At 64.9% G+C, this 26,923-nt stretch carries 28 protein-coding genes; 13 read left to right on the top strand and 15 right to left on the bottom strand.

Going from position 1 to position 26,923, the window contains the following annotated elements; all coding sequences use genetic code 11:
- The first annotated feature begins 49 nt into the window (after nucleotides 1-49).
- Nucleotides 50-268 carry a hypothetical protein gene (locus F7P65_RS00005; RefSeq protein ID WP_066701117.1) on the top strand — a complete coding sequence of 73 codons (219 nt, stop codon included), beginning with the start codon at nucleotides 50-52 and terminating at the stop codon, nucleotides 266-268.
- Here F7P65_RS00005 and F7P65_RS00010 read toward each other — a convergent pair.
- Nucleotides 254-673: a hypothetical protein gene (locus F7P65_RS00010; protein WP_315850630.1), complete on the bottom strand. Its 420-nt coding sequence runs from the start codon at nucleotides 671-673 to the stop codon at nucleotides 254-256. The genes F7P65_RS00005 and F7P65_RS00010 overlap by 15 nt on opposite strands.
- 265 nt (nucleotides 674-938) lie before the next feature.
- Between F7P65_RS00010 and tnpA the strand changes: the two genes are divergently transcribed.
- From tnpA to F7P65_RS00060, 9 genes are all read left to right on the top strand, one after another.
- Nucleotides 939-1,397, top strand: a complete 459-nt coding sequence (tnpA, locus tag F7P65_RS00015; RefSeq protein ID WP_240334139.1) for an IS66-like element accessory protein TnpA — start codon at nucleotides 939-941, stop codon at nucleotides 1,395-1,397.
- Nucleotides 1,394-1,747 carry an IS66 family insertion sequence element accessory protein TnpB gene (tnpB, locus tag F7P65_RS00020; protein WP_150289880.1) on the top strand — a complete coding sequence of 118 codons (354 nt, stop codon included), beginning with the start codon at nucleotides 1,394-1,396 and terminating at the stop codon, nucleotides 1,745-1,747. The genes tnpA and tnpB overlap by 4 nt, the downstream gene beginning before the upstream one ends.
- A 66-nt stretch (nucleotides 1,748-1,813) precedes the next feature.
- Complete coding sequence (gene tnpC / locus F7P65_RS00025) at nucleotides 1,814-3,445, top strand: IS66 family transposase (protein ID WP_150289881.1); 1,632 nt, start codon at nucleotides 1,814-1,816, stop codon at nucleotides 3,443-3,445.
- 63 nt (nucleotides 3,446-3,508) lie between these two features.
- A complete protein-coding gene (locus F7P65_RS00030) occupies nucleotides 3,509-3,907 on the top strand; it encodes a hypothetical protein (protein ID WP_150289882.1) in 399 nt (132 codons plus the stop codon).
- Between the two features lie 169 nt (nucleotides 3,908-4,076).
- Nucleotides 4,077-4,808, top strand: coding sequence for an ImuA family protein (locus F7P65_RS00035; protein WP_066701115.1), 732 nt, complete (start codon nucleotides 4,077-4,079; stop codon nucleotides 4,806-4,808).
- Entirely contained in the window at nucleotides 4,729-6,285 is a 1,557-nt protein-coding gene (locus tag F7P65_RS00040; protein WP_066701114.1) for a DUF6504 family protein, read from the top strand. Before F7P65_RS00035 ends, F7P65_RS00040 begins: the two co-directional genes overlap by 80 nt.
- Nucleotides 6,282-8,378 (top strand): PHP domain-containing protein, encoded by a 2,097-nt coding sequence (locus F7P65_RS00045; RefSeq protein WP_228227681.1) that lies wholly within the window; start codon nucleotides 6,282-6,284, stop codon nucleotides 8,376-8,378. Before F7P65_RS00040 ends, F7P65_RS00045 begins: the two co-directional genes overlap by 4 nt.
- A 39-nt stretch (nucleotides 8,379-8,417) precedes the next feature.
- Nucleotides 8,418-9,787 (top strand): IS3 family transposase gene (locus F7P65_RS00055; protein WP_150289884.1). Its coding sequence is split into 2 segments (ribosomal slippage): nucleotides 8,418-8,772 and nucleotides 8,772-9,787, totalling 1,371 coding nucleotides; the frame shifts between segments, so codons are not numbered across the junction.
- Nucleotides 9,788-9,822: 35 nt separating this feature from the next.
- The gene (locus F7P65_RS00060) at nucleotides 9,823-10,305 is read left to right on the top strand and encodes an SOS response-associated peptidase family protein (RefSeq protein ID WP_240334147.1); all 483 of its coding nucleotides are present in this window, start codon (nucleotides 9,823-9,825) and stop codon (nucleotides 10,303-10,305) included.
- Here the strand turns inward: F7P65_RS00060 and F7P65_RS00065 are convergent.
- The 7 genes from F7P65_RS00065 to F7P65_RS00095 form a co-directional block, all read right to left on the bottom strand.
- Nucleotides 10,302-11,828: a hypothetical protein gene (locus F7P65_RS00065; protein ID WP_066703424.1), complete on the bottom strand. Its 1,527-nt coding sequence runs from the start codon at nucleotides 11,826-11,828 to the stop codon at nucleotides 10,302-10,304. The two genes, F7P65_RS00060 and F7P65_RS00065, sit on opposite strands and share 4 nt — an antisense overlap.
- Before the next feature lie 109 nt (nucleotides 11,829-11,937).
- Nucleotides 11,938-13,596 carry a hypothetical protein gene (locus F7P65_RS00070; RefSeq protein WP_150289885.1) on the bottom strand — a complete coding sequence of 553 codons (1,659 nt, stop codon included), beginning with the start codon at nucleotides 13,594-13,596 and terminating at the stop codon, nucleotides 11,938-11,940.
- A gap of 177 nt (nucleotides 13,597-13,773) precedes the next feature.
- The gene (locus F7P65_RS22245) at nucleotides 13,774-14,187 is read right to left on the bottom strand and encodes a hypothetical protein (protein ID WP_228227682.1); all 414 of its coding nucleotides are present in this window, start codon (nucleotides 14,185-14,187) and stop codon (nucleotides 13,774-13,776) included.
- 268 nt (nucleotides 14,188-14,455) lie between these two features.
- Nucleotides 14,456-14,656 (bottom strand): hypothetical protein, encoded by a 201-nt coding sequence (locus F7P65_RS00080; protein WP_066703418.1) that lies wholly within the window; start codon nucleotides 14,654-14,656, stop codon nucleotides 14,456-14,458.
- A 46-nt stretch (nucleotides 14,657-14,702) separates the two neighbouring features.
- Nucleotides 14,703-17,762 carry a MobF family relaxase gene (gene mobF, locus F7P65_RS00085; RefSeq protein ID WP_150289886.1) on the bottom strand — a complete coding sequence of 1,020 codons (3,060 nt, stop codon included), beginning with the start codon at nucleotides 17,760-17,762 and terminating at the stop codon, nucleotides 14,703-14,705.
- A 3-nt stretch (nucleotides 17,763-17,765) separates the two neighbouring features.
- Nucleotides 17,766-20,060 (bottom strand): type IV secretion system DNA-binding domain-containing protein, encoded by a 2,295-nt coding sequence (locus F7P65_RS00090; protein ID WP_030090598.1) that lies wholly within the window; start codon nucleotides 20,058-20,060, stop codon nucleotides 17,766-17,768.
- Complete coding sequence (locus F7P65_RS00095) at nucleotides 20,050-20,340, bottom strand: hypothetical protein (protein ID WP_030090597.1); 291 nt, start codon at nucleotides 20,338-20,340, stop codon at nucleotides 20,050-20,052. The genes F7P65_RS00090 and F7P65_RS00095 overlap by 11 nt, the downstream gene beginning before the upstream one ends.
- Before the next feature lie 658 nt (nucleotides 20,341-20,998).
- Here F7P65_RS00095 and F7P65_RS00100 point away from each other — a divergent pair.
- Nucleotides 20,999-21,217, top strand: coding sequence for a hypothetical protein (locus F7P65_RS00100; RefSeq protein WP_030090596.1), 219 nt, complete (start codon nucleotides 20,999-21,001; stop codon nucleotides 21,215-21,217).
- Between the two features lie 113 nt (nucleotides 21,218-21,330).
- Here F7P65_RS00100 and F7P65_RS00105 read toward each other — a convergent pair whose 3' ends face one another.
- Nucleotides 21,331-21,558 carry a hypothetical protein gene (locus F7P65_RS00105; protein WP_062787863.1) on the bottom strand — a complete coding sequence of 76 codons (228 nt, stop codon included), beginning with the start codon at nucleotides 21,556-21,558 and terminating at the stop codon, nucleotides 21,331-21,333.
- 707 nt (nucleotides 21,559-22,265) lie between these two features.
- Here F7P65_RS00105 and F7P65_RS21905 point away from each other — a divergent pair.
- Complete coding sequence (locus tag F7P65_RS21905) at nucleotides 22,266-22,454, top strand: hypothetical protein (RefSeq protein WP_126066507.1); 189 nt, start codon at nucleotides 22,266-22,268, stop codon at nucleotides 22,452-22,454.
- A gap of 72 nt (nucleotides 22,455-22,526) precedes the next feature.
- On the opposite strand, the gene F7P65_RS00110 is transcribed toward F7P65_RS21905, so the two are convergent.
- Nucleotides 22,527-23,105, bottom strand: a complete 579-nt coding sequence (locus F7P65_RS00110) for a hypothetical protein (protein ID WP_030090593.1) — start codon at nucleotides 23,103-23,105, stop codon at nucleotides 22,527-22,529.
- Nucleotides 23,106-23,316: 211 nt separating this feature from the next.
- Nucleotides 23,317-24,291 carry a DUF2493 domain-containing protein gene (locus tag F7P65_RS00115; RefSeq protein ID WP_150289887.1) on the bottom strand — a complete coding sequence of 325 codons (975 nt, stop codon included), beginning with the start codon at nucleotides 24,289-24,291 and terminating at the stop codon, nucleotides 23,317-23,319.
- A gap of 512 nt (nucleotides 24,292-24,803) precedes the next feature.
- On the opposite strand from F7P65_RS00115, the gene F7P65_RS00120 reads away from it, so the two are divergent.
- On the top strand, nucleotides 24,804-25,160 hold the full coding sequence (locus F7P65_RS00120) for a hypothetical protein (protein WP_066703409.1): 357 nt from the start codon (nucleotides 24,804-24,806) through the stop codon (nucleotides 25,158-25,160).
- A 32-nt stretch (nucleotides 25,161-25,192) separates the two neighbouring features.
- Here F7P65_RS00120 and F7P65_RS00125 read toward each other — a convergent pair whose 3' ends face one another.
- The 4 genes from F7P65_RS00125 to F7P65_RS00140 all read right to left on the bottom strand — a co-directional run bounded on the left by F7P65_RS00125 (nucleotide 25,193) and on the right by F7P65_RS00140 (nucleotide 26,871).
- A complete protein-coding gene (locus F7P65_RS00125) occupies nucleotides 25,193-25,513 on the bottom strand; it encodes a single-stranded DNA-binding protein (protein WP_062787869.1) in 321 nt (106 codons plus the stop codon).
- A gap of 399 nt (nucleotides 25,514-25,912) precedes the next feature.
- Nucleotides 25,913-26,104: a hypothetical protein gene (locus F7P65_RS00130; RefSeq protein ID WP_062787870.1), complete on the bottom strand. Its 192-nt coding sequence runs from the start codon at nucleotides 26,102-26,104 to the stop codon at nucleotides 25,913-25,915.
- 65 nt (nucleotides 26,105-26,169) lie between these two features.
- A complete protein-coding gene (locus F7P65_RS00135; RefSeq protein ID WP_030090590.1) occupies nucleotides 26,170-26,607 on the bottom strand; it encodes a hypothetical protein in 438 nt (145 codons plus the stop codon).
- 3 nt (nucleotides 26,608-26,610) lie between these two features.
- Nucleotides 26,611-26,871 (bottom strand): type II toxin-antitoxin system Phd/YefM family antitoxin, encoded by a 261-nt coding sequence (locus F7P65_RS00140; RefSeq protein WP_037505398.1) that lies wholly within the window; start codon nucleotides 26,869-26,871, stop codon nucleotides 26,611-26,613.
- Between the last annotated feature and the right edge of the window lie 52 nt (nucleotides 26,872-26,923).

Here is a 26,923-nt window from a genome sequence, read left to right on the forward strand (position 1 = left end):
TGTTCACCGAACTAGGGAATCGACACCCGATACAACGCGGAGACCTTTCATGGAAGTCCGATTGAGCGCGACACCTAAAGGCAACGGATTTCAGGCAACGGTCGCATTGCCCGATGGGGTATCGATCAGCTCGGCCGAATCCTATCCCACCGAAGCCGAAGCGATCACCGCGGCGGCCGTGAAGTTGTTGGAGATGCCCGATCGCCTGATGCGCGCGACCGCAGTAGAAGCCGATCTTGCGATCAGCGGCAGCTCATCGCCGGCGTAGCGCCGCCAAGGTGTCCGGCATGATCGTGTAGACTGCCTCGCGCTGGGCGCCGCGATTTTGATGATCCACCCGATAGCCCTGATAGTGGCGTCGCAGGAGGCCGCCCCGACATAGATCCGACACTGCGCGGCTGACATTGCAGCGGCCCGATTGGCGAACCCGCTCACGGACCCTTTCTTCAATGACACGGTCAGCCTGTGTCGGATCGGCCGGTAGTTCGTCAGCCTGCTCAAGTGCCGACCGCACGGTTTCGATCGTCGAACGGCGCCAGGGTGTACGCTGCGCGATCGGAGCCAGCGCATCGCACAGCCAGTCGCGGACAGGCACGGCGTCGCCGTTCACCATCACGCTCGGTCCAGCCCTGCCCTTTTCGTCAGCGACTTCCTCCAGGAGCTGGAGGAGCATGTAGGAGAATTTTGGCCGCGGCGAAGCTGCGGCGATCGCCGCCAAAAGCCCCGGCGTGTCCATCCCTCGCGCGGGTTCGACGGATGCTTCGAATAGGTCTGCCTGATGGAACATAGCATGAATCTACTATGCACTTTGGTGGATGTGAATCCCACAAAGGTAAGCGCCCGGCCTGACGCGTGTTGCTGTCACGGCGCTGCTGCGCGAGGCGGTCGGCTCTCGGGAGTGTCCTTTCGCACTTCGTAAGGAGAGTGCGATGGGGCGCATGGAGGTCATCACCCGGGTCGAGCGTCGCCGGCGATACTCGGACGAGGAGCGCGCGGCGGTGCTGGCGCAGTGCGACGAGCCGGGTGCCACGGTGGTCGGCGTATCGCGCCGGCTGGGCATCTCGGCCAGCCTCATCCACGGTTGGCGCAAGACGCGCCGCGAGGCCGAGCGCATCGCCAGCGAGCCGTTGCAGTTCATCACTTACGGCGTGGTCGCGGACGCGGTCCCGCCTGAACCGGTCGTGGCGCTCGCCCCGGCAACACCGGCCCAACGCAATTCCGTCGCGCCTGCCCGCGAGGCCACGCCAGCCCCGGATGACCTGGTCCGTCCGCATCCAGGCGGCCGGCCGGGCGGCATCGACATCGACCTGCCGACCGGCGTTCGCCTGTCGGTGGACAGCTACGTCAACGAGAAGGCGCTGGCCCGCGTGCTGCGGGCGTTGCGGGAAGCATCGTGATCTCGCTGGCACCCGGCACCAAGGTCTATCTCGCCAGCAAGCCGGTCAGCATGCGGCTGGGCTTCGACGGGCTGGCGGCCTTGGTGCGGCCGCTGTTCGCGGTCGAACCCTATGCCGGCCACGTCTTTCTGTTCCGCAGCCGGAGCGGCAGCTACCTCAAGGCGCTGCATTGGGACGGCACCGGCCTGTGCCTGTTCGCCAAGCGGCTGGAGCGGCACCGCTTCGTCTGGCCACCGCTGGTGGACGGGGGCGTGGTGCTGACGCCGGCGCAGTTCGCGCTGCTTGTAGAAGCGATGGACTGGCGCCGCACCGTGGCACCTCCAGCCCCCCGCCTGCCGGTGCAGATGTAGGCGCGAAATTGGCAGAAAAGCGTGCATTCTGCTTGGGCGCGAGTCGCGCGTCTGGTACACAGAACCATGTCGCGGGGCGGGATAGACATACCGGAAAATCCTGACGATGTGCGAGCGCTCTTGGCCGCCATGCAGGCCCGGCTCGTGGCCTCGGAGCAGGCGCTGGAAGCCGAGCGCACCGCTCATCAGACCACCCGCGAACAGCTCGACGCGGCGAAGAACGCGGTCAAGCTGACCACGCTCCAGATCGAGAAGCTCAAGGCCCAGCTGGCGCGCCTGCGCCGCATGAAGTTCGGCCAATCATCCGAGCGGCTGACGCTGTTGGCCGACCAGCTTGAGTTGACGCTGGAAGACTTGGAGGCCGAGCACGCCCATACCGCATGCGTGGTCGCGGACGGTGTGCCGCCCGAGGCGCCTCAAGCACCCGGCCGAAAGCCCCGGCGCGAGCCACTGCCTGCCCACCTGCCGCGCCACGAGGTCATCCACCCTGCGCCGCAGGCGGACGGCTGCACCGCCTGTGGCGGCACAATGTCGGCGCTCGGCGAAGACGTGACCGAGGTGCTGGAGTATATACCCGCCCGCTTCCAGGTCGTGCACCACGTCCGTCCCAAGCTCGCCTGCCAGCGCTGTGACGCAATCTCGCAGGCGCCGGCACCGGCGCTGCCGGTCCCGCGCGGACGTGCCGGGCCGGGGCTGCTGGCGCATGTGGTTGTGTCCAAGTTCGCGGACCACCTGCCGCTCTACCGCCAGTCGCAGATCTACGCGCGCGAAGGCGTGAACCTCAGCCGCTCGACGCTGGCCGACTGGCTGGGCCAGGTCAGCTGGCTGCTCCAGCCGCTGGTCGACCGCATCGCTACCCACGTCACGGCAAGCGCCAAGCTTCACGCCGATGACACGCCCGTCCCGGTACTGGCACCCGGCACCGGCAAGACCGCGACGGGGCGGCTATGGGTGTACCTGCGCGACAACCGACGATGGCGGCCGAGCGACAAGCCCGCTGCGCTGTTCCGCTACAGCCCCGACCGCAAGGGCGAGCGACCGCGCGAGCACCTCAAGGCGTTCACCGGCTTCCTGCAGGCCGACGCCTATACCGGGTTCGAGCGGCTCTACGACCTGGACCGCAAGCCTGGCCCCATCACGCCGGTCGCTTGCTGGGCGCATGCCCGGCGCAAGCTGCACGACGTCTACCAGGCCGACCCGAGCTCGGTCGCGGCCGAAGGGCTACGCATGATCCGCGGCCTGTACGAGGTCGAGCGTGGCATCGCGCAGGACCCGCATGACGACCGCCGCAAGGCGCGCAAGCTGTCGAAGCTGACCGCGCTCGACTTCTTCGCCTGGGCCGATGGCGTGCTGGGCCAGGTGTCGGCGCGCACGCCATTGGCCGAGGCGCTACGCTACGCGGTCCGGCTCAAGCCGGCGCTGCTCGCCTATACCGAGGATGGGCGGCTCGAGATCGACAACAACCTGGCCGAGAACGCCCTGCGCGGCATTGCGGTGGGCAGGAAGAACTGGATGTTCGCCGGCGCCGACTGCGGCGGCGAGCGCGCGGCCGCCATGTACAGCCTGCTCGAAACCGCCAAGCTCAACGGCGTCAATCCGCAGCACTGGCTCGCCGACGTGCTCGACCGGATCGGGCGGGGTCACCCGATCAACCGGCTTGATGAGTTGCTGCCGTGGAACTGGATGCCGGCATCCTGATCTGAATCGTGGGGCAATGAGCAACGGCTGGAAAATGGGCTTTGCTGGCAGTAGCCTTCGACAATGCATTCTTACCTTGAGTTCCGGTCCGACAGTCTTCTCGACGCCACGACCGACAACCACGTACCTCGTGGAGAGAAGGTCGCTCGCTTGCTCGCCGAGCACCTTTGCGGGCAAGGTTTCGACGTGCAGCGTGTCGAACCTGAAGACTGGGGGTGGAGGGTTCAGGTCGCGAACGATGCCTTCCCGCTCTGGATTGGATGCGGCCATTACGAAGAATACGCCGACGGCCACCTCTGCTTCATTGAACCTTCAAAGCCCTACGTGCGCCGCTGGTTGAAGCGCATCCCCACTTCGGAACAGGTTGAGCGGCTCGCAACGGCCTTGGAAAATGTGGTGCGCACTGAACCCAGCACGTACGATGTCCGATGGTGGACTGACGCAGAGACTGCACGCGTCTGAGCCGTCGACTACGGTTCAGCTCGGACGCTTACCCACAAAGGACCGAAGGCGCTTTTTTTCTGGCGGATTCCACAGGCTTCGGAAGCGGTGCATTTGAGCTGCTTGACTCATCGCCGGGAACAGGAACAAATAAGGAACGAATCAACGAGTCCCGAGTCTCCTGAATGCCATGCGTCAATCAACCGTCCTTGAAGATTTGCGAGCGCGCATCGCGCGTATCGAGGGCGTAGGCGTTCAGCGCGAAGCGATCCCGTTCGGCATCGACGAACTGGATCAGCGATTGCCGGGCGGAGGCATTGCTGCAGGTGCTCTCCATGAAATGATGGGCAGTCCCGATCTCGCGGACGAGGCGAGTGCGACGGTCTTTCTGGCGGGAATCCTGGCGCGAATGGAAGGTCCCGTCTTCTGGTGCCTGCGCTGGCGCGACCTGTTTGCCCCTGCCCTTCATCTCGCCGGTCTTCATCCAGATCGGGTCATCTATGTCGAGGCCGGCAGCGACACCAATGTCCTGCTCGCGATGGAGGAGTGCCTGCATCACCCTGGCATCGCCGGTGTGGTTGGCGAAGTCGGGAAATATTCGACTACTGCATCGAAGCGCCTGCAATTGGCGGCGGAAAGCTCGGGTGTAGCGGCCTTCGTGTTTCGTCGCGCGGCGAAGGCCGAACAGGTCGCCGAAGGGACGGCAGCGATGACACGCTGGCGGATCACCGCTTCACCAAGCGAAGATCTCGGTCTGCCGAGCCTGGGTCGCCCTCGCTGGCATGTGGATTTGGAACGTGTGCGCGGTGGTAATCCGCACGCCTGGATCGTGGAGGCGTGCGATGCGACGGGTCGTATCGCTCTTCCTGCCGCACTGGTCGACCGACCGGCTGCGGCGGAAGATCGCAAAATTGTCGCCTGAGTGCCGTGACGGCCTGGTCCTTGATCTTCCGCTGGTGACCGCGGTGCCCGATCACGGCAGGAAAGTCATTGCTGCCGTCGATGCCGAGGCTAAGGCGCTCGGTGTCCGCGTCGGCATGACCGTGACGAAGGCCCGAGCGTTTGCCCCTGAATTGCAGGTCGTCGATGCCGACCCGGAGGGCGACCTGCAGGGACTTCGCGATCTCGCGCTATGGGCGGGCCGCCGATACTCACCCTTCGTATCACCGGATGCGCCCGACGGAATCTGGCTCGACATCACCGGCTGCGCGGGTCTCTTTGGCACCGAGAAGGCGCTGCTCAAGGATCTCCATCGCCGTGTTGCCGCGTCGGGGCTGGCTCTGCAGATCGCTGTGGCCGACACTGCAGGCTGCGCCCATGCCGTTGCGCGGCATGTACCCGCCGGCCGGCCGGTCACGATCGAGCCGGGCGGACACCGCACTGCCATTTCCATCCTGCCGATATCGGCGTTGCGATTGCCAGGACGCGAGGTCGAAGGTTTGCGCAAGCTCGGATTTGAGCGGATCGAACAGCTCATCGGTGCGCCGCGCGGCCCTCTCGCCAAACGGTTCGGCCGCGAATTGCATCGGCGGCTGGATCAGGCGCTCGGCTTCGTGCCCGAGCCGATCGAGCCGATCTACCCTGAACATCTGCCGCGGGCCCGTCGAGGTTTCATGGAGCCGATCGCGACACCTGAAGCCTTCGCCCAGGTGATCGGCGATCTCGTTGCCGATGTGGTGGGGCAGCTCACCTGTATCGGCAAGGGTGCTCGCCGATTGGATTGCTATTTCCACCGTGTGGACGGCCACAATCAGGCGATCCGCATCGGGACCGCAACCGCATCCCGCGACGCAGGCCATCTCGCGAAATTGCTGTGCGCTAAGATCGAGACGGTCGAGCCAGGGCTTGGCATTGAGGCAATGACCCTCGTGACGCCGCTGGCTGACGCGCTCGCGGCCCAACAGGATGAAGGGTTGGAAAGCCCGCGACGCGGGCCGAACCTCGCCTCTCTGGTCGATGCGCTCGCCAACCGTTTTGGTCCACGGAGCCTGCATCGGGCGGCACCGCACGCGAGCAGTATGCCTGAGCGCTCGATCACCACGATGCCCGCCCTTGCGAAAGATAGCGGCGCCCAGTGGGACGATGACCTCCCTCGCCCCGCCCGCATGTTGGATCGACCCGAGCCAATCGACGTGGTCGCCCTGCTGCCAGACGATGCCCCTCGCCTCTTCGTGTGGCGTCGAAAGCGCTATCGGGTGACCCGAGGCGATGGTCCGGAACGCTTGCACGGCGAATGGTGGCGCGAGAGCGGCAATGAGGCCGACAAGGCGCTGATCGTCCGGGATTATTATCAGGTCGAGACCGAGACAGGCGGTCGGTACTGGCTGTTCCGGCTCGGTGACGGCGTAAATCCGGCTACGGGCACCATGCGCTGGTTCATCCACGGTGCGTTCGCATGAGCGAGGTCGACGCCAACTATGTCGAGCTGCAGGTTACGACGCACTTCAGCTTCCTGAGGGGCGCATCATCCCCCGAGGAGCTGTTCGCCGCGGCCGCATTGCTCGGATTGCCTGCTCTCGGCGTCGTTGATCGAGGATCGGTCGCCGGCATCGTCCGGGCCTGGGATGCCGAACGGACCACCGGCGTTCGTGCCATCATCGGATGCAGGATCGATCTGAGCGACGGCACGGCGCTACTGCTCTATCCGACGGATCGCGCAGCCTATGGCCGAATGTGCCGACTGCTCAGCATCGGCAAAGAACGCGGCGGCAAGGGAGCCTGTCATCTCGACTGGTCGGATGTCGAACAATGGAATGACGGGCTCATCGCGATCCTGAGTCCTGACCGGGCAGACGTCGGCACCGAGGCCGCCCTTGCGCGGACGAAACGGATTTTCGCCGACCGTGCCTATCTGGCTCTGACGATCCGGCGGCGACCGAAAGATGCGATCCGGCTGCGTGATCTCGCGAACCTGGCGGCTGCGGCTCGCGTTCCTACGGTCGCGACCAATGACGTGCTCTACCACGCGGCGGAGCGCCACATGCTGCAGGATGTTGTCACTTGCATCCGGGAGAAATGCACGATCGACGAATTGGGCGCTCGGCGCGAGCGGTTCGCCGATCGGCATCTCAAGACCGGCCAGGAAATGGAGCGGCTGTTCCGTCGCTATCTCAAGGATGCGTCGCCCGTCTCTCGCACGCTCGAGATCGCAGCGCGGTGCAGTTTCAGCCTTGAGGAGCTCCGTTACCAATATCCGGATGAGATCAATGTGCCCGGCCGGACGCCGCAGGAGGAGCTGGAGCGGCTGACCTGGGAGAAAGCCCCCGACCGCTATCCCGAGGGGGTCGATGACAAGGTGCGCTCGCAACTGGTGCACGAACTGAAGCTCATCGCGGACCTTGAGTATGCGCCCTATTTCCTGACCGTCCATTCCATCGTGACCGAAGCGCGGCGGCGCGAGATTATCTGCCAGGGACGTGGGTCGGCCGCGAACAGTGCCGTTTGCTACGTGCTGGGCATCACCTCGATCGATCCGGTGCGCTCGGAATTGCTGTTCGAGCGTTTCGTGTCGGCCGAGCGGCGCGAGCCGCCCGATATCGACGTCGATTTCGAGCATGAGCGCCGGGAGGAAGTGATCCAGTGGATTTATGAGACTTATGGGCGGACGCACTCGGCGCTGACGGCCGTCGTGACCCGCTATCGCGCGCGGGGCGCGGTCCGCGAAGTCGGCAAGGCGCTCGGCCTGAGCGAGGACATGACGGCGGGTCTGGCCGGGTCCGTCTGGGGATGGAGCCAGGATGGCGTCGAGGAAAAACACGCGGAAGAGCTCAATCTGGACCTCGCCGACCGGCGCCTGGTGCTGACCCTGGAATTGGCCCGTCAGCTCATCAATACGCCGCGCCATTTGTCGCAGCATCCTGGCGGATTCGTGCTGACGCGCGATCGGCTTGACGAACTGGTGCCCATCGAGCCGGCTGCGATGGAAGATCGACAGGTGATCGAATGGGACAAAGACGATATCGATCTCCTGGGCTTCATGAAGGTCGATGTCCTGGCGCTGGGCATGTTGTCGTGCATGCGGCGGGCGTTCGAGTTCATGGAGAATGACAAGGGCCTGAAGCTCGATCTCGCGACCATCCCCGCCGAGGATCCGGCGACCTACGCGATGATCCGCAAGGCCGATACCTTGGGTGTCTTCCAGATCGAGAGCCGCGCACAGATGGCGTCCATTCCGTTGATGGCGCCGCGCACCTTCTATGATCTGGTCATTCAGGTGGCGATCGTGCGCCCCGGGCCGATCCAGGGCGATATGGTCCACCCTTATCGTCGCCGGCGCAACGGCGAGGAGGCCGTCACCTATCCGACCGAGGAACTGCGGCGCGTGCTCGAGAAGACCTTGGGGGTGCCGCTGTTTCAGGAGCAGGCGATGCGCGTGGCCATCGAATGCGCTGGCTTCACACCGAGCGAAGCGGATCTGCTTCGGCGCGCGATGGCGACGTTCAAGCTTGTCCGCCGTCAGCGCCAATGGCACAGATTTGAGGTTGTGATGTAAGGAGGATTTGGGCTTCGTCGTAGTGACGAAGGAACGAAGATGAAGCCCAAATCCTCAAGCGTAAAATCGGCCCGCAAACCCAAGGCGTCGGCCGAACAGGTGGTGAAGGATATCCGGCGCGCGACACGCCGGCATTTCTCGGCGGAGGACAAGATCCGCGTGGTTCTGGAGGGCTTGCGCGGCGATGACAGCATCGCGGAGCTGTGCCGCAAGGAGGGCATTGCCCAGGGCTTGTATTATACTTGGTCAAAGGAGTTCATGGAGGCCGGGAAGCGTCGGCTGGCGGGCGACACCGCCCGTGCCGCGACGAGCGGCGAGGTACAGGATCTGCGCCGTGAGGCGCGTGCCCTGAAGGAGGCCGTCGCCGACCTCACGCTCGAAAACCGGCTGCTGAAAAAAAGCATGATCGCGGATGGGGGAGACCCCGAATGAGGTATCCGGGATCCGAGAAGCTGGAGATCATCCGCATCGTCGAGCAGTCGCACCTGCCGGCGAAGCGGACCCTCGACCAGTTGGGCGTCGCGCGGCGGACCTTCTACCGATGGTATGATCGCTATCTCGAAGGCGGCCCCGAGGCGCTGGAGGATCGTCCTTCCGCGCCGAGCCGGGTCTGGAACCGCCTCCCCGGCGCCATTCAGGACCAGATCGTCGAGATGGCACTGGAGCAGTCCGATCTGTCGCCCCGCGAACTGGCGGTGCGCTTCACCGATGAGAAGGACTATTTCGTCTCGGAATCAACGGTCTACCGCCTGCTCAAGGCGCATGACCTGATCACCAGCCCGGCCTTCGTCGTGGTCAAGGCGGCCGACGAGTTCCATCGCAAGACCAGCCGCCCGAACGAGATGTGGCAGACCGATTTCACCTACTTCAAGATCATCGGCTGGGGATGGATGTACCTCTCCACCGTGCTCGACGATTTCTCGCGCTACATCATCGCCTGGAAGCTGTGCACCACGATGCGGGCCGAGGACGTGACCGACACGCTGCAACTCGCGCTCGAAGCCTCAGGCTGCGACCACGCCACCGTCAGGCACAAACCAAAGCTGCTCAGCGACAACGGACCGAGCTACATCGCCGGCGAACTCGCCGACTGGATCAAAGCCCATGACATGAGCCATGTTCGCGGCGCTCCGCTACATCCCCAGACCCAGGGCAAGATCGAGCGCTGGCACCAGACCCTGAAAAACCGCATCCTGCTGGAGCACTACTTCCTGCCTGGCGATCTCGAACGGCAGGTCGAGGCCTTCGTCGAGCATTATAACCATCGCCGCTATCACGAGAGCCTCGACAACGTGACACCGGCCGACGCCTATTTCGGCAGGGCCGCCGCCATTATCGAACGGAGGAAACGCATCAAGCGAAAGACCATCGAACAGCGACGCTTGCTTCACCGCAAGCTCGCCGCCTAAACATCAACCCCAGACGAGGCCCGATCTCCTCTTCTCTGCGCAACCATCTGCGCCAAATGTCCCGACGACGGACAATGCAAGAAATGGAAATGGTCGAGGCCCGGTGGGGCTCCAATCCACGCTTCAGCGGCGGGGCCTCCTTCCGCTTCGTGCGCTCGGAGGGCCAGATCTTCCCCAGCCAGCGCTGTCTGGTGCCCGCCTCGGAATTCCACATGACCGTTAGCGGCGGCAAGCAGTATCGGGTGCGGCTCGAAGACGGCAATTTCTTCTATCTCGCGGCGATCTGGGAGCCGGCCATGGCAGAGTGGCCCCTGTCCTTCCGGGTCATCACCGTCGCGGCCAATCCTGAAGTCAGCCACTATCAGGATCGACACGATGCCATCATCCTGCGCCGGCAACGCATGCAATGGCTCGACCACCTGCTCCCAGAGATCGACCTTCTCGAAACACCGCCGGCCCGCACCTTCATCGTCGAGGAAATAAACGGCGGCCCGAGGCAGAAGAGGCTTGCCGTCTAGTCCGGGATCTGGATTTCCATCGCCGCCATCTGAGCGATCAGCTCTGCCCTGGTGATCCGAACATCAAAGCGCCATTCAAGGAGCCGCACACCGTGGCGAGCCAGCAGCGCGCGCTTTTTCTCGTCGCGGAATTGCGTGAGCTTGAACCCCTCTTCGCCGCCGAAGAGCGTCACGGGCGCGTAGTGCTGCTGCCCCTGATACTCGATGGCGAGGCCCAGCTCCGGCACATGGATATCGACGGACTGCATGCCGAGGAACGCCGGGCGCCATTGATGGACCGCGGAGGGCCATAGGGTTCGAACCAGATCGAGCAGCGCCACCTCGGACACCCAGCCCCGTCCGATCTCGGGAATCGACCTCTCGCGGCGGAACGCCTCTTCGGCAGCGACCATGGCGGTCGCAAAGAACGCGGATGCCCCGGTGTCGGCGGCCCCGATGTTGATGGAGAAAATCCGGCCGCGCCGCGCACCGTGGTTCGTGAACTGCGCCATATGACGCCGATAGGCGGCCCAATCCGAAGCGGGCGGCATGGGCGGTATCATGGTCGACCCGAAATCCGGCCGAAGCCTGATCATTTCCTCCAGGACAGGCGGCTCCAGCGTGAATTGCGCATCGAGATGGCCCAGGAATGCCTCGAATTCCTCCAGCAGACGCCCCGCAATGAGCGATGATTCCGCATGTTTGCGCGCCAGTACGCGAATATCCTGCGCGCGCAGCGGCGATCCTGTCAGGAATCTGAGATAGATGACCTCGTCGAACAGAGGCTCACGATCGCGGCCGGGCACCGCCTCGACCAGCGTAAGTGCCTCGTCGAGCCGATCAGCCTGTGTGAGTTCAAGAACGCGCTGCCAATGCGGATCGGGATCCCAAGGTTCGCCATCGACATCCGGAAGATCACCTGGGAGGCCGGTGCCGTCAGCGCCACGCCATTGGTCGCCAAGCAGGCGTGCCTGCAATCCGTAACTCCGGGCCCGTTGATTGTCTTCCCATACGCGGGCAGTCGGCAAGGCTGGATCGAGGGGATTGGGCGTCCAGGACTGACCTTGGGCGATTCCATCGGGCCGCATCACATAGCCGATGTCGAATCCCGCGGCGGCGTAATCAGCCATGGCGAGATCGCCGATAGCTTCAACGATGCGCTCGAACAGCCGGACCTGATCCTGACGGACCCCGATCGAGAGCAGGACGCGGCCACGCGCCGAGATCTGCCGGAAGATGCCCGGCGCATGGACGGAAAGCTTAACGGCGCGTTGCCGCCGGATCCCCGGCCCTTCGAGGAAGTGAATGCGATGGGTAATGTCGTCGGGGAAGTCGGGATAGCTCAACGGCACCGGCTCCACCGCCTTGGGCACCCGCTTCTTGGGCGGCGCCTCCGGTCCATATTCTGTCAGCAGCTCACCGCAGAGCGCCGATAGTCGAGTGAAATGAACGGCCGTTGCCGAGCCTGCCGCGCGTTTCCCTGCGAGCGTCGCGTAGAGTTTCTGCCACTTTGCCAGGTCCTTTCGATAGAATTCGCGGGACATCCGGCTGCGCAACGTATCCTCATGGAGCTTGGCTGCCTCACGGAACGCCTGAAGACCGGCATCTCCCTCTTCCGGTGACGGGGGCTTGAGCTCCACAGCGCGCACCCGGTCAGTCGAACGACGGCGAGCCGTCGGCCCAGCCCGACGCCTGCCAGAGGATATTGAATTGCTCCTGCAGCTGCGGCTGCATCGGCGCGGCAAGATCGGTCACCTGAAGCTCAGGCAGGAACAGCTCGGGCTTTCGGATCTTGCGACCGCCACCGCGGGCGCGCGTCAACTGGACGTCTTCCACTCCCCGGAATGCGATGGAAACGAGGCCGGAACCGGCCAGGCCCACGTCGGCGAGCACGGCGGCAAGACGCTCGAGATGGGCGGCGATCGATGCTTCCAGCTCGCGACCATTCACCAGGATCTCGGGATCATCGTCGATCCGGGCGCCGATCATCGCCTCGAATTCAATCAGGCCGGGTCGAACAAGGCGCGTGCGCCACCGGGTCTCCGGGTTATTTTCGGTCTGAATGAGCGGCAGGCCATAGCTCCACCATTGGCGCTCATCCGAATCTGACTGAACCCGGACCTGGCTGTCAGGCGGAAAGCGGAGCGCCGCAGCGAGGACGGTCTTTGGATCGAGAGCCGGCCGATCCATCGCAGCGAGCGGCACAATGCGCAGCGTCATGCTGGGCATGGCGACGATCTCGGGAAGCCCTCCTCGCATCCGGTCCGCCGCCAGCTCTGAAATCGCGGTCCGCGCGGCCTCCCAGCGGGGATCCACCTGCGGCGCCGTTGGCGCCGGCGGCGCGACACGAATTCGGGAGCGCCCAACCTTCTCGAACGCATCTATCGCGCCGATCAGCGTTCCGGCGCGCGCATTGAGTTCCCGGATCGCATCCAGGGTGACCTGCTGCGTGCCGTGCCGCACGTCATAGTCGGTCTTCGGCCAGACCATGTTGGGGTTCCGGTCCATCACATGGATGCGCTCATAGACCAGCTCCATGAGAGAGGTGTTCGCCGCGCGAAGCGCCATGGCGGCCTCCTGTAGCGCGGTGTCCTCGAAATCGAAGGCAGCGCCCGCCCAGGTAGCAGCCATATCATCGAGGGGATCGAGTGCCTTGCGCGGATAGGGCGTCCCGAAATTATGCTCGCGCAGGAACTGGCGCAGCAGCTCCGGGATTTGCTGGCGATACCGCTGCAACAGCTCAACATCATGAGGGTGAGGTTCGGCCGGCGGCGCAGCCGCCATAAGAACCTCGTCGTCGAGAATCAGGCGAAGAGCGCTCTCCAGATCCTTCTGAAGCCCTGCCCGCGCCGCCTGGCGCTCCTCGTCGGTCGCGTCGGCCGGACAGTGGAAGAGGATCGGCCGTTTGAAATGGGTGAGGTCGAACGGAAGAGGATGCTCGTCGGGATGGCCCATCGCTGTGTTCATGACGCCGATCATCCTGCCCCACCCGCGCGATTTTAGCGCCCAGCCATGCTCGAGCAGGACATTGGGGTTGGGCGAGAGCTGGCCCTTGGCGCGCGTGGCAACGTGCGTGAGGTCGGACAGGAAGGCGACCGCCCGGTCGATCTTTCCGAAGATGGTGTCCGCGAGCGGCGGCATGCCCGGCACATTCACAGTGTCGCGATCGGCGCGAAGCTCACGATCGGCGGGATCAACGTCGGCGTCCGCATTGACGGTTCGAATGGCGCGGTCCAGCGCCCACTGAATCAAGCCGCGACCGATCCGGTTCTCCGTGTCGCTTTGCCAGGAATAGAAGATTTGGTGCGGCATTCAGGTAGCGATTCTCGTCGTTATGGTGGTCGCCCTCGCTAACATGCCTGCCTGGCCCAAGCATCATGGACGCACTTTCCCTCGTCGAATGATTGTCATCAATGACACTCTACCAGGCGTTTCGGGGTAAAGTGTCATTGATGGCATCTTAGGTTCTGGTGGGGCGGGCCGCCCCGGTCAAAGCGGCGCTGGTCGAGAGCCCATCATCCGCGTCTCCAGATTGCCGCCGGGCCGACGATGCAGGTCGATGACGTGACCCATCGTCGGCGTGAACTCTATCAGACTGGCCACCGTCTCGTAGGATGTGTTCGGCCCGAAATAGCGCCTCGCGCCGTGCCACTTCCGCCCCTCGATCAGGCGGACCCGGTACGTACCCGCAGGCACCGGCAGGGACACCCGGTCATTGGCGGCAACATAGATCGACAGTGCATGGGCGTTCGTATCCGGGTCCACCAATTGCACCACCGTGTTGGAATCGGCTGCCTCGATCGTGAGATTGCTGCGTTTGATCAGACCGATAACATTGGCCCCAACCGTAACCGACCCGCTCCGGAAACGGCTGCGCCGGCTCGAGATCAGGAATCCAGCCATGACGCTGCGCGTCCCCATAGAATGGGATCAGGATCAGCAGCAGGCTCAGCACCGGCAGGGCGAAACGGACAGCGATCGCCGCCGCAGACGGTTGTCGGCGATATCGCTGGTGGCGCGGATCAAGCCAGGCCGCCTCGATCCGCCCCCTACCCTCGTTCCATCTCGTCCGGTTGGCGCGCTGTCTGTGGCGCGCTCGCATATAGTCGCGATCATCGATGCCCATTGGACAGCCGCCTCCTGCCGAATGTCCGGGCCGCCGACGTCCGGATCAAAACCAACCGCCCTTGCGGCCTTCGCCCGCGTCACGAAGGTTTCGGCCGTCGATGGCGGAGCGGCGGATCTCCAGCTCGACCTCATCACCCTTGCGCCGGGTGCGGAAGTCCGCATTGCTGAGGCCGTTGCGCCGGGCATAGTCCTCGGCGGCCTTCTCGCTGCCGAACTTGCCGCCTTCGTCAAAATCCCATGCCATCGTCACTCTCCTTGCTTTCAGCCGGCACCGCGCCGACCGTTCGTCATCAAAGATCAAGGCCCAGGCTGCGCTCGGGCAGCGGCGGCAGCAGGTCTGCCTTTTCGGGCTTGAGATCCGGGGGCGCCTTGAGGCCGTCGCCCTTGATCGGTGCTGCGGGCTCAAGCGGCCCGTCCGGAAGGGGGGGAAGATCGGCGAGGATGTCCGGCTGATCCGCGAGGTTGATCCCGTCGATCGGGCCGGGATCGAACTTCACCGGCTTGGCGCCGCCCTTCTTGCCGTCGATATCGAGGCGGCCGACCGTCTCTAGGGCCGAGGTCTTGTTGCCGGCATTGTGGTCGAGCTGGCGTTCGAGCTTTTCCTTATCGTCCACGATCATGGTGAGTTCGTCGCGCACCCGCGTCACGCCCACATTGAACAGGCGCTGGTTCGACAGGTTGCGCTCATGGCTGTCCATGACCGTGATCGCCTTGTCGGTGGTGATGCCCTGCGCCATGTGCATGTTGAGCGCGTAGGCGAGGTCCAAACGCGAGAGCATCGGATCGCCCGGCGCCAATGTCAGGGTCTGATTGCCCGCCGTCTCGACGGTGATGCCCGAGGCATCGGCCGAGATGATCCGGGCGAGCGCCGCGTTGTGCAGGTCGCGCGGCTTGTCGTTCGCGGTCCAGCGGATGCGATCCCCCTCGCGGACATGCAGATCCTTCTTCTCGGTGAGTTCGAGCCGGTCCCGCTTTTCGGTGGGCGAGAGGCGCTGCGGGTCGAAGCGAATCTTGCGGCGCCCATCGACCAGTTCGACCTTGCCCGAGGGCAGCACCCTGGAGACGTCATAGCGTCCCTGCGCGAGCCCGACGTCCTGCGCGCCGCCGCGGCCGACATCGAGGGTGAGGCCGGGCCGATAGCTGGCGGCGTAGCGAAGCTCCTCGCGGGTCAGGTTCACGCGGTCATAGACGATGAGATGGATGCCCTCGCCCCGCACGGTGCCCTCGGCGGCAAGGCCGTCCTGGATGCGCTGGTTGATGATGGCGCGGGACTCCCGGCCAGACGCAAACACCTGGGTCGCGGCACGGTCGTCCGCCCCCAGCGCGAGCCACCTGTCGGCGGCCTCTTCGGGCGGGTTCGCGCTTTCGTGGACGTTATCGCCCAGCACCTTCATCGCCTCGCCCGCCTTACCGACATTGGCGAGCGCGGCGACGGTGCGCAGCGTGTCGGTCCGCTGACGGATATTCTCGTCCATTCGGGCCATCGTGCCGCCGGCGGCCTGGATCATCGCGAAGGACTTGCCGGCGTCGATCGAGGAGAGCTGCTGGCGATCGCCAACCAGCACGAGCTTGTCGATGCCGAGCGCCTCGACGATGCTGTGAAGCTTCAGCATGTCGGCGCTGGAGACCATCGAGGTCTCGTCCACGACCAGCATCGCGCCGCCGAGCCGCTCGCGCGCCTCCTCGTAGCGCGGCGTATCGCGCTCGGTCAGGTAGCGCTCGTTGGCGAGCACGAACGAGGCGATCGTCTGGCTCTTGATCCCGGCCCCTTCGGCGAGGTCGGCGACCATCTTGTTCTGGAAGGCCAGGCCCAGCACATCCTTGCCTTCGCCTTCCGCGATCCGGGCAACCGCCTGCAGCATGGTCGACTTCCCGGCGCCGGCGACGCCCTGGACAGTCACGGTCCGATCTTCGGAGGAGAGGATCAGGGTCGCGGCTGCGAGCTGCCCCGCATTGAGCGGGCGATCGGCGACCTCCTGCAGGCGGGCGGGCCCATCCTGCGCGGGGAGTATCGGCACCGCCTTGCCCACGCCCGCATCGACCGCCTTGAGAACGGCTTCCTCGGTGCGCAGCGCCTCCTGGGTGGTCACCATCCGGACGCCCTTGTCGCCGGCGCGGGCGACACCGGGGATTAGCTGGCGGTTGTCGTAGAGCTGCTCGATCCGGTGCTCGACCGTCTCGATGGTGACGCCCTTCAGGCCGAGGTCCAGCGCGGTCTTGGAGAGCTTGTTGACGTCGAACGCCGCCTCGCGTTCGGCGAGGATGCGGACGGCCGAGGCTACCGCCAATTGCGTCCGGGCGACGGCCGGCGATTTGGTGGCGCGGGCAAGGCCGCTGTCGATCAGCGGATCGGGCGAGCGAAGGAAGCCGCCGATGAGATCGCGCGCGCCGGCGATCGCGTCGGTGACCGCCCGGAAGCCCCGCTCCAGCTTGTTGTCGGCGGCGCCCTGCCCTGCCCGGGCCAGCGCCGAGGCGAGCAGTCCTTTGCCGTCGAACCCGAGCTCCGCCGCCTTGTCGATCCATCCTTTGAGGAGCCCGTCGCGGTCCTCGACATTGAGCTTGGGATCGCGGGTGGTGGTGGTCACGCCGTCGCGCCCCTTGGCCGAGACGATGCCGAGCTCGGCCGCCTTCTCGAGGATCGCCTCGCGCCGTTGGCTGAAGGCATCGATGATCGCCTTGGGCACGCCCATGATCTCGAACGTGCCGTGCTTGCCCTTGAGCTCGACCTGGTAGCCGAGCTTCTCCAGCCCGGCGCGCAGGTAGGCGTGGTAGATCGCCCCGACGACCGCGTTATTCGACCAGATCTTGTCGGCGTGCAGCGCCTGCCATTTGCCGTCGGGCATCTGGGTCAGATTGGCGATGACGGAGTGGACATGGGCCTGCGGATCGAGCGCGCGACTGGTGTCGTGCTGGAACAGCGCATAGACGAGCTTGCCGGTCGGCACCGGCACCTTGCGACCCTCGACGTCCTTGCGCCCTTCGGCGAGATTCTTCTCGACCCAGGCCATGGTTTTCTGGACCGCGACCATGTTGGCGGCGAGCACCCGCTTGTCGCCGGCGACATAGGCCATGACCGACACGGACTTGGGCGCGGAGAAGGTGAGGTCGACACCGTTGCGCCGGTTTTCGACCTGGGCGACGCCCTCTCCGCTCGGCAGGACGCCGCTCAGAATCTGCTCGAAGCTTTCGCGGCTGACTTCGCCTTCAAGCGCGAGGGCTTCGGCCCCTGCCCCGCCCCAGGCACTGACCTCGGAGGAGCCATCGGCCGTGTAGTAATTGTCCTTGAAGTCGTCCTTCGCGAAATAGTTCGCGGCGCCTGATGCGGAACGGACGGCGGCGACCGAGAGCATGGATCAGATCCCCATGTCGAGATCGTCCTGGTCACGGCCCGCGGCGAAGCCCTGACGCAGTTCGATGAGGGTCTGATCCTCGACTTGCGGCGCCTGCGGTGACGGTCCGCGCCGGTCGTCGGCGGGCCGCTGGCCGGTCTCCTGCTGGGCGTCCCTGCCGCGCGCGCCGTCCTCCTTGCCGCCGCCCGCTCCCTTCGCCTGCGGGGGCACCGGCCGGTCATCGCTACGCGGGGCGGTACGATGGGTTTCGGCGGCCTGGTCCTCGCTCGGCGACTGCAGGATCCGCGCCGCCATTTCCTTCGCAAGATTGGTTGGCTCGACCACCTCATCCACGATCTGGACGGCGCCGTCCCTGCCGCCGGCCTCACCGCCCTCCTCGTCGAAAATCTCCTCCCCGCGCTTGGACCGGACGGGCTGCATCACGGGACGCTTCAGGAAGCCCGGCGCCACGATGGGGTAGTTCTTCCATTCGAGAAGGATGCGCGCGGCCGGGAAACCGTCGGGGAATTTCACGAACCCGTGCATCGAGGGCAGGTTGGTGATGTCGTCGGGGATCACGAGGGGCTCGACCTGCTTGCGCGGAGTCAGGGTCGAGGCGTCGCGATTGTTGTTGTAGCCGTAGCTATAGGCCTCATCCATCTGCCGCACTTCGCGGTTGCCGATGTACTGCGAGCACTCCTCGGCGGTCTTGAACTCGCTGGTCGCGAGGATGAGCTTGGAGCGGGCGAGCGAGGCGAGATTTCGCGCGCCTTCCTCGCCATAGACCTCGACGAGCTTCTGGAAGCTGTGGAGCCCCAGGATCATTGCGCCGCCGAAGTTCCGCGCGGTCTGCAGGCCCTTCTCGATCGCAGGCAGGCGGTGCAGCGCGCCGACCTCATCGAACATGAACCAGGTCCGCAAGCTGCGCGTGCGCGGCAGCGTCATGAGGCTGGTGATGGCGATGTTCATCCAGAGCGTCAGCAGCGGCCGGTTCATCTCCAGATCGTCGTAGTCGGAGGTGACGAACAGGATCGATCCGGGCGCGCGCTCGGTGGTCATCCAGTGCCGGATCGAGAACGGCTCTCCTTCGTCGGGCAGGAAACGCAGGACCTGCGCATTGGTGTTGAAGACGGCGCGGATCGATTCCGCCATGCGGGCCGCTTCCGGGGCGGTCAGCGGGTCGGCGATGGTGTTCGCGAGGAAGCGATGCACCCGCTTCAAATCGGCGGTCATCAGGTTCTCGGCGAGCGCCAGGTTGGTGGTCTGGCCGCGCTCCTGAAGCCGGACGCACATCTCGATGAACAGGGTGCGGGCCGCGAGCGCCCAGAAGGGCTCGGACGAGCCGCCATCGGAGGGAATGAGCGCCGCGGCGGCCGACGTGAAATGGCTGTAGGTCGAGCAGTCGTTGAAGATCGACCAGGCCGGGCAGCGCTGGTCCATCGGGTTCAGGATCGTGTCGCGCATGGGATCGTAGAAGGCTTCGACATAGGCGCCGGTGAGATCGAAGATCACGGCGCTGTCCTGGCGCTGGCGCATCTGGCTGACCAGACTCCTGAGCTCGGTGGTCTTGCCCGCGCCGGTGGTGCCGATCAGCATGGAATGGGACTGCTCGAGGCGGTGCGGATAGGGGATGCCGGCGAGCGTATAGGGATGGTGGATGCCGCCCGCCTTCCGTGTCGCGAACGGCAATTTGAGCACGGCGGCGGACGAGCGGCCGGGGAAGAACTCGCGCGCGTCCTCCGCGAATTTTTCCGCATTGTGCTGCGCGATTTCGGAGACCAGCACGGCGCGATCGACCAGCATGGCGCCGCGCTCATGGCGTTCCTGAAGGATCGAACGCCCACGCCTGCGCGAGATGTCGACGAACCAGATGGTGAGTGGCGCGACCACGAAAACCGAGACGAGGATCGAGCCGATCAGCGCCCGGATGGTGGTCTCCCAGGCCTGCTGCACGGCCGGGATATAGGGCACCACGGGCATGACCGTTTTGTAGATCTCGCCATTGGGCAGGGTGACGTTGACGCGCTTGTTGGGATTGAGGTCGACCCAGTTCCAGAGCGCCGAATAGATCTTCATGCAGACGAGCTGGAATCCGTGCTCGTCGAGGCGGATCGAGAGGATGACGAACCAGGCCGCGAGGAAGGCGAAGAACCAGACCATGATGGGCAGCCGCGCGCCCGAAAACCACATCAGCATCTCGTGGGTGAGAAGCTGTGAGCCGCGGGTGAAATTGCCCGAGTTTCGCTGCACGCGGCCGCGCGCAGAGTGGTGGGTCAGCGGGATGTTTTTCCCGTTCGAGCGGATGTCCTCACGCGCCATGATATTGCACCAGGCGCTTGTCGGTTTCGGCAACGAGGCGGTCGCGAAGCTCAGGATATTGCTCGCGCAGAATGACGTCGAGCACGAGCTGCTGGAACTCGCTGATCCGGGCCAGGCGGCGCTGGCTCGCGGTCAGCACGTCGGAGGATGAAAGGAAGACATTGAGGGCCGACCGGATGACGTCGGCGACGCTCAATTTCTGTTCGGCGGCGATCACGCTGAGGCGGTCCCATTGGGCGCGCTCCAGGCGGACGTTGTAATGCCGGTAACTGGTAGCCAAGACCAACCTCCTAGCAGGGAGGCTGGTGGGGACTGAAGAATGGCTCTATTTATAGCCGAGCGACCCGGTTCCGGCAAGTTGATCGTCATGGACCAGCAGGCCGTAGTCTCACAGACTACGCGCGAATGGCTGATTTCCGCCGTTTTTGCCCGCCCACCAGCTCGTACTACAACGTAGTCTCCTTTCCTTCCGCGCTAACCCGTTGTGAAACAACGGAACTCATGCACCTTCAGGTGCGTAGGGTGTGCTAATCCCAAGAGCCCGATCCCCTGTCCCTGGGCCTGTTACGATGTCGTCGGAGAGGAGCCGGTTGCCGGGACCGGCGAGGTACGCGCCGCCGTGAGGCGGAACGCGCGAGGCCGGTGTCACCGATCCGATCAGGGCGCGAAAAGCCCCGATGCGCAGCATCAACGTCGGCCAAAGGGCCGCGTTGGAAAGGCGAGGATCGTGACCCGAAGGGCGGAGACAAGGCGCATGCCTTGGCTCCGTGAGGTTGGGCTCTCGTTGCCTGAAGGGCATCGGGAGCCCTAGCGAATAGAGCCGTCGTCGGGCGCAGGCCCGATGCGCCCAGCCCCATGAATCTTCTTCTTCCTGCCCTCACCAACCAGCGCTATGTTCAGCCAGTTCATAGCCCGATTAGCCTTCACAAGAGGCACCTATGGCAAAGACACTGGAACAGGAGAGACAGGCTCTCGAAGAGGATCAGCGCCGGCTGGAAGAGCGGCGCAGGAAGCTCGAAGAGAAAGAGCGCGAGCAGGCGATCGCGACGATCGAGAAATCCGGACTGCTGAAGCTTGAACCTAAGCGGCTCGCCGATCTGACGGCCCGCATCAAGACACTGGGTTTCGAGGAAGTCGAAAAGCGGCTCAAGGCCTGAATCATCCCCCGCCGCGGCAACGCCGCGGCACGGTCATGGGGGGCTCGATGCCCCCCGTGACCGTTCCTCTCCCAGCAAAAAAAGGGGAGAGGCCGCAGCCCCTCCCCTATCGTTCAGAATTCGTCGATGATGCCGCCCGGCGCGGTGTAGACGATCCGGTCGATCATCGCCTGTCCGAGCGCGCCGTAGTCGCCCTCGTCAATGGCGAGGAACCCCAGCTCATCGTCCTCGACCACATGCTGGTCGAAGTAGCTGTGCATCGCGCGGCGCTCGGCATTGGCGACGGCGGCGAAGTAGGCGGCGTGCTGATCGGCGGCGGCGATGTTCGTGATCGTCTGCATGTTCGTCTCCTGTCGTCTTGAATGACAGGGGAATGGCGTCGGGCGGGCGGGACCGTGTCAGGCCTCGCCGGCTTGCCGGCGACCGCAAAGCGGCGGTGGGGGTCACGATTTTCTTCGGCGGCCACCGTCGTTCGAGATTGATGCGCAGCGCCCGATCCGCCGAAGAAAATGGTGGGGCCCCGCCGGGCTTGAGACGGTCTCGTCCGCCCGACAGAATGGGAAGACTGTGAGAGATTTTTCCTCTCGGGGAAGCGCCTCCGGCAAGGCGTAGCGGCGCGCGGACCGACGGGTCCGTGCGGCACGCGAGCGAGCCGGTGTCGTCACGATGAAACGCCGCCCCATCATGGCTTTTGCGAATTATGAGAACGGCGTGCACGGACCCTTCACCGATCTCGGCCAGCGGGCGGAGCGGATGGACAATCCACTGATCCGGGAGGGTGCTGGACAGGGCCGAAACGACTTCGCCTTGGTGTCACAGGAGGTCTGTGTTAGGCGCCGGATTGCGCTGCGAAGGCTGCGGCGCCGGGACTGGTAATCCCGTCGAGAAAGGCAGCTCGGTGTGATCTCACGCCGGGGTGCCTGCGCACATGTCCAGGTGCCTTGGCACTAAAAGCGTAGGCGCATGTCTCGACGTGTTACCAGCCCCGGCTCCCGCGCACGGCGCGGGAGCTCTCCGGGGAGGAGCGACGGCCCGGAAGCTCGCGAGGATGGACCGCGCTCGAGGTAGCGATATGGACCTCTCGGAGACGGACCCGACGGTGACACGGGCGCTTGCGCTGGCATTGATGCGGCAGGCCAAAGAGTATCTGGCGGCGACAAACGATGTCGATGCCGCCGACCAATTGCAGCGCGCGATCGATACCCTGCTGACACCGCGAACGCCGGTCGCGGCATAGGCTCGCAGCGGCATTGCGGGGCGCGCCGCGCGCGGCGACGCGCCCCTTCGCGACGTCTGGTCCGGGCGGAGGCTATGCCCATTCCAGACGGGAACTGTCGTCAAGATCTCCGGTCGCGATCAGGCGGTCGAGCCGGGACAGGTATGGGGCTGCACCCTGCGCTTCGACGCTGCGCCGGATCGCGGGATCAGCGAGGCGGGCACGGACATTGTCGACCGGGATTTCGCCGACGCTCTCCGGTCGCAGTCCAAGCCCTTCGAGCAGCGCGAACGCATTCTGATAGGCCAGATCGAGTTCGAGGCCGAGATCGGAGGTCAGCCCGACCGACAGGGTGATCGGGCCAGTGTCGCCCTCGCGATAGACGCTGACCCGGCGGCCGCGAAACTGGGCCTCATCCAGCACCGTGATGACATCGGTCTGATAGTCGAAGATGCGTGCGATGCTGGCGAGCGCCAGCGGGCAGACACGCGCCTCGAACCGATAGGAGAGATAGTCGTCCTCCGCGAAATCCGGATCCAGCAGGGTCATGTCGAGACGCTCGCCTTGGCCGCGCAGAAATTCCCGGAAGGCGGCGAGCTGGCGGGCGTTGATGACGGCGGTCTGGCGTTCCTGATGGTCGGCCGATGTGGTGATGCGAAACACAATGGACATCTCGTCCTCCCTTGCTGAACGCAGCACCCGTCCCTTCTCCCCTCTGGCCGCCTGGCGGGGCGAAGTCGGTGCGAATGGTGGCCATTGCGCGAGCGCGCCAGCGCTCAGTCCCCCGCGGCGCGAAGGGGCTCGATGCCCCTGAGCGCCGCATGTCCACGCAGAAAAAGATGGAGAGGCCCCGGCCGAAGCCGGAGCCCCTCCAAGCGAGCACTCACGCGCTGCGCTGGGTGCGCTGGTGCGCGAGGCGGACGATGTGCAGCGGCACCCCCGCCTGCCGCAGCTTCTGGGCGAGGTTCTGCTGGATGCCCGAGCCTTCGCAGATGACGGCTTCCACCGGCTTGAGACCGAGAATGCGGTCATTGCGGACGAAGGCGGCGCGGTTGCCCTGACTGCGATCGAGGCGGAACTGGATGACCTTGACGCCGCGCGATGCCGCCCATGCGTGCGCCACGGCATCGCAGCCCTTCGCTTGCGCGGTGGTCGCGAGGATCAGCTCCGGGATGCGTGCCTTGATGCTGTCGAGACCGTTCCAGAGCAGGTCCACGTCCTCCCACACCTGACCACCGGAGAACGCCACGACCGGGCCTTCGGGGGCGAACTGCTCGCGGCGCTCCCGGGCTTTCGAGGCAAGATAGTCGCGGGCCTCGATCATCGATGCGGTAAGCGCGCTGGAAACCCGGCTTCCCCGCACCGGCGAGAAGGGCTTGCCGGTTTCGACCCGATAGACCTCGGCGGCATGGTCGCGCATGCATTCCATCGCCTCGCGGCAACCCTGGAGGGTCTGGCAGAGGAGCTGGGTGTCTTCGAGTTCGGTCGCGTAGATCTCGGACGGATCATAGCTGCGTGCGAGATCGCCGAGCTTCTTGGCGGCGTCATCCTCGCGGCCCTCGATACGCTTCGCCACGACATGGAAGCTGTTGGCGAAACCCCACGCCAGATCGGCCGCAAACGGCTCCATGCGGGTGTCGCGCAGCACGTCGAACATGGTCTGCATCATCATCTCGGTGGCGGCCCGCACCTGCTCGGGATCGGGCATGTCAAGTGCTTCGGGCGCTTCGACGATGCTGAGCTTGGCCATCTCGCTATGTTCGATGAACGCGCCCTCGTAGGTCTGGGTCAGTCCGTCATTTTCACGCGACGCGGCGACGAAGCTGGCAAGGTCGGCGAAATTGTTGAAAGAAGTCATAAAAGCCTCCGAACAAGTCGATCTCTCATCCGGGATTGGATGAAAGATGAAATCTCATCGGATGGGCCGACGGGGCTTTGTCAGGGACGCGGGGACAAGTCCCCGCGCCGCCTCGGCGGGGCGTGGGGGAACCGATTTTCTTGGGGCCAGAGCGCAGCGACGGTCCCGGGAAAATTGGGGGGACCGCGCATCCTTGAGAAAGCCCCCCAAGGCACATCACACTACGGCGATGAAGCTTGTCTGATACCGAGATGTTAGAGAGAGAATTGGATTTGCCCCGGCCGCGCGGCGGCCGGGTTAACAGCAAATCGCTCCATACTGTCCCAGGAGAAACCCCCTCCCCATCACCCCCGCAAGGTGATCGTAACCCGGCAGGGCGGAGACGCGGCAAGGCCGTGGCTCCGGGAGCCGCAGGCGAGTAGAGCGCCGGTCCCGGCCTGAGCCTGTCGAAGGGCCGGGATGCGCCAAATGATCGAGCACCGACGCCGCAGGCAATGTTGAAGGAATGAAGAGTGAAGGCCCAGATTCAGGCGAACTATGAGGAGCGTCTATCGCGATATGCTGCACTGTTGCATGGCAATGAGCCACCGGGGCTGGTGGCGAAACTCGCCGTCTATCAGCAGCTCCTGCGGCAACGTGATATTCATGGCGACCGCCTGTGGCAGATCGAGCCGATCCTCTATCCGCTGGCGGAGCAGGACGTGATCGCGCTGGTGAACAGCGTGATCAAGGTCGTCACCGATCAGGAGTGGAAGCTCCGGGATGGGGCGAGCTTCCATGTCGGCGAGTTCTACGCGATCGGCGTCGAGAACATGGTCCACAACCTCGAGACGGGGCGACGCGCGAACTTCCCGGGCCAGTTGAGCTGAAGGGCGGCGCCCGCAGGCGCCGCTCTACCGGGTCAGAAGAAGTCGATCTTGTCGGCGATGATCTCGCAGCCGTACCGGGTGACTCCGTCGCGATCCTCCCAACTCGAATAGTGCAGCCGGCCGGTGATGGCGACGACATCGCCCTTCTTGCGCGAGGCGCCGGCCTTGCCGAGGCCGTTGAAGCAGGTGACCTTGTGGAACTCTGTCTCTTTGGCGGTGTAGCCGGTGGCGTCGTCGACATAGGTCTTGCCGTCCCTGAGCTTCACGCGATCGGTCGCGACAATGAGGGTGGTGACGGCGCCGCGGGTCTCGGGGTCCTTGGCGACGCGGCCGGCGAGATTGACGTTGTTCATGGTAGTGCTCCTCGTTGGGTCCAGCGGCCTTCCCGCCGGTGACACCGAAGAGCGGCGTGCGGAGAGGGTCCGCACCGTAGCGTCAGCGGAGGGGAACCCCTGGAGGGAGTTGGCGCGGGCAGCCGCGAAGCGGCAACACGGGCGACCGGATGGGGTTGCGGGACGTCTTCGTCTCGCCGCAGGTGTCAGGAACAGGCGAAGGAAGGCTGCTGGCCGCGGCGGGGCTCTACCCGATGGACGATCGCGCGGCGCGCTGCTCTTGACCCCGGCGCCGGCGGCGGAGCGCCCTCAGGAGTTCGTGCTCAGCAATCGGTCACGGGCAAGCCCGTTCGGCGAGGCCCGCTAGACGCAGCGATCGGGATTGAGGGCAGAGCCTCGTATTGCTCGGCCTCGGCGGCCTCAGGCGCGAAATGGCAGACGGAGTTTCGCGCGGCGGGACCTTTCGCGCGCGGTATCATGCTCATCAGCCCATCGGTCGGCGGCGATCTCTTCGTCCGTAGGTCGCGCGCCCGCGAGATCGGCCCGCTGCTTGTCGCTCAAGGTCTCGGCCGTGCTCACCGCCCGATTGCCGTGCCGCTGGTTCGTTCCCATGTGTTCTCACTCCGAAGTCGCGATGATCCGCGCCGCGTGGCAAATGCGGGCGCGGCCGATACTGGTCAGGAGGTACGCTTGACCTGCGTGACCTTGCCGGCGTCGTAGGCGGCGAGCCAGCGGGTGCGGATGGTTTCGTAGAAGGCGGTTGGAAGCTGACCGTATGCAACCTCGCCCAATGGATCGCCGGGCACCGTCCGAAGATCGGGCCCGGGCCATTGAAAATAGTTGAGCTCCGTGAGGACGACCCACGAGCGATCATCATCGAGCCCGAGACGAACCTTCGTCGCGTGCGGAATTTCAACGGCAAGGCTCGTGTCGGACGGCGGCGTATGGGTCACTGGCAGGATGGTCACCATCTTGGCGCCTGCCTTATTTGTCGTCGCGAGCAGCACGGCGCAGGGACGGTCTTTGCTGCCTTCTTCGTGACCTGCCTTTGCTTCATGGCTCCAGAGATACGAGTAGCGAATTACGAGGCCGGGAACTGGATCGGGAATTTGCACTCGTCAGGACTCGACCTCGTGATCGAAGGCAGCGGCTTCTGCCGGCGCTCGCGCCGCTCGAACCCCCTCCACGATTTCCTCCGGCACGTCAGTCAACGTGAAGACCTCGCGATCGCGCCGCTTGAGCCGCTGATATTCGGCGGCCGACATCAACACGAGGCTATCGTGGCCATGATGCGTGATGGTAAGGGGCGCAACCAGCGCCTGGCGGCTGATGCGGCCGAAGGCCTTTGACGCCTCAACGGAACTGACAGTCTGGGGCATGGTGATTCTCCTGTCCGGAAAGTACGGAGTTTCCGGATAAATTTCAAGTCCT

Origin of the sequence: Sphingobium estronivorans, from assembly GCF_008692605.1 — a bacterium.
GTDB lineage: Bacteria > Pseudomonadota > Alphaproteobacteria > Sphingomonadales > Sphingomonadaceae > Sphingobium > Sphingobium estronivorans.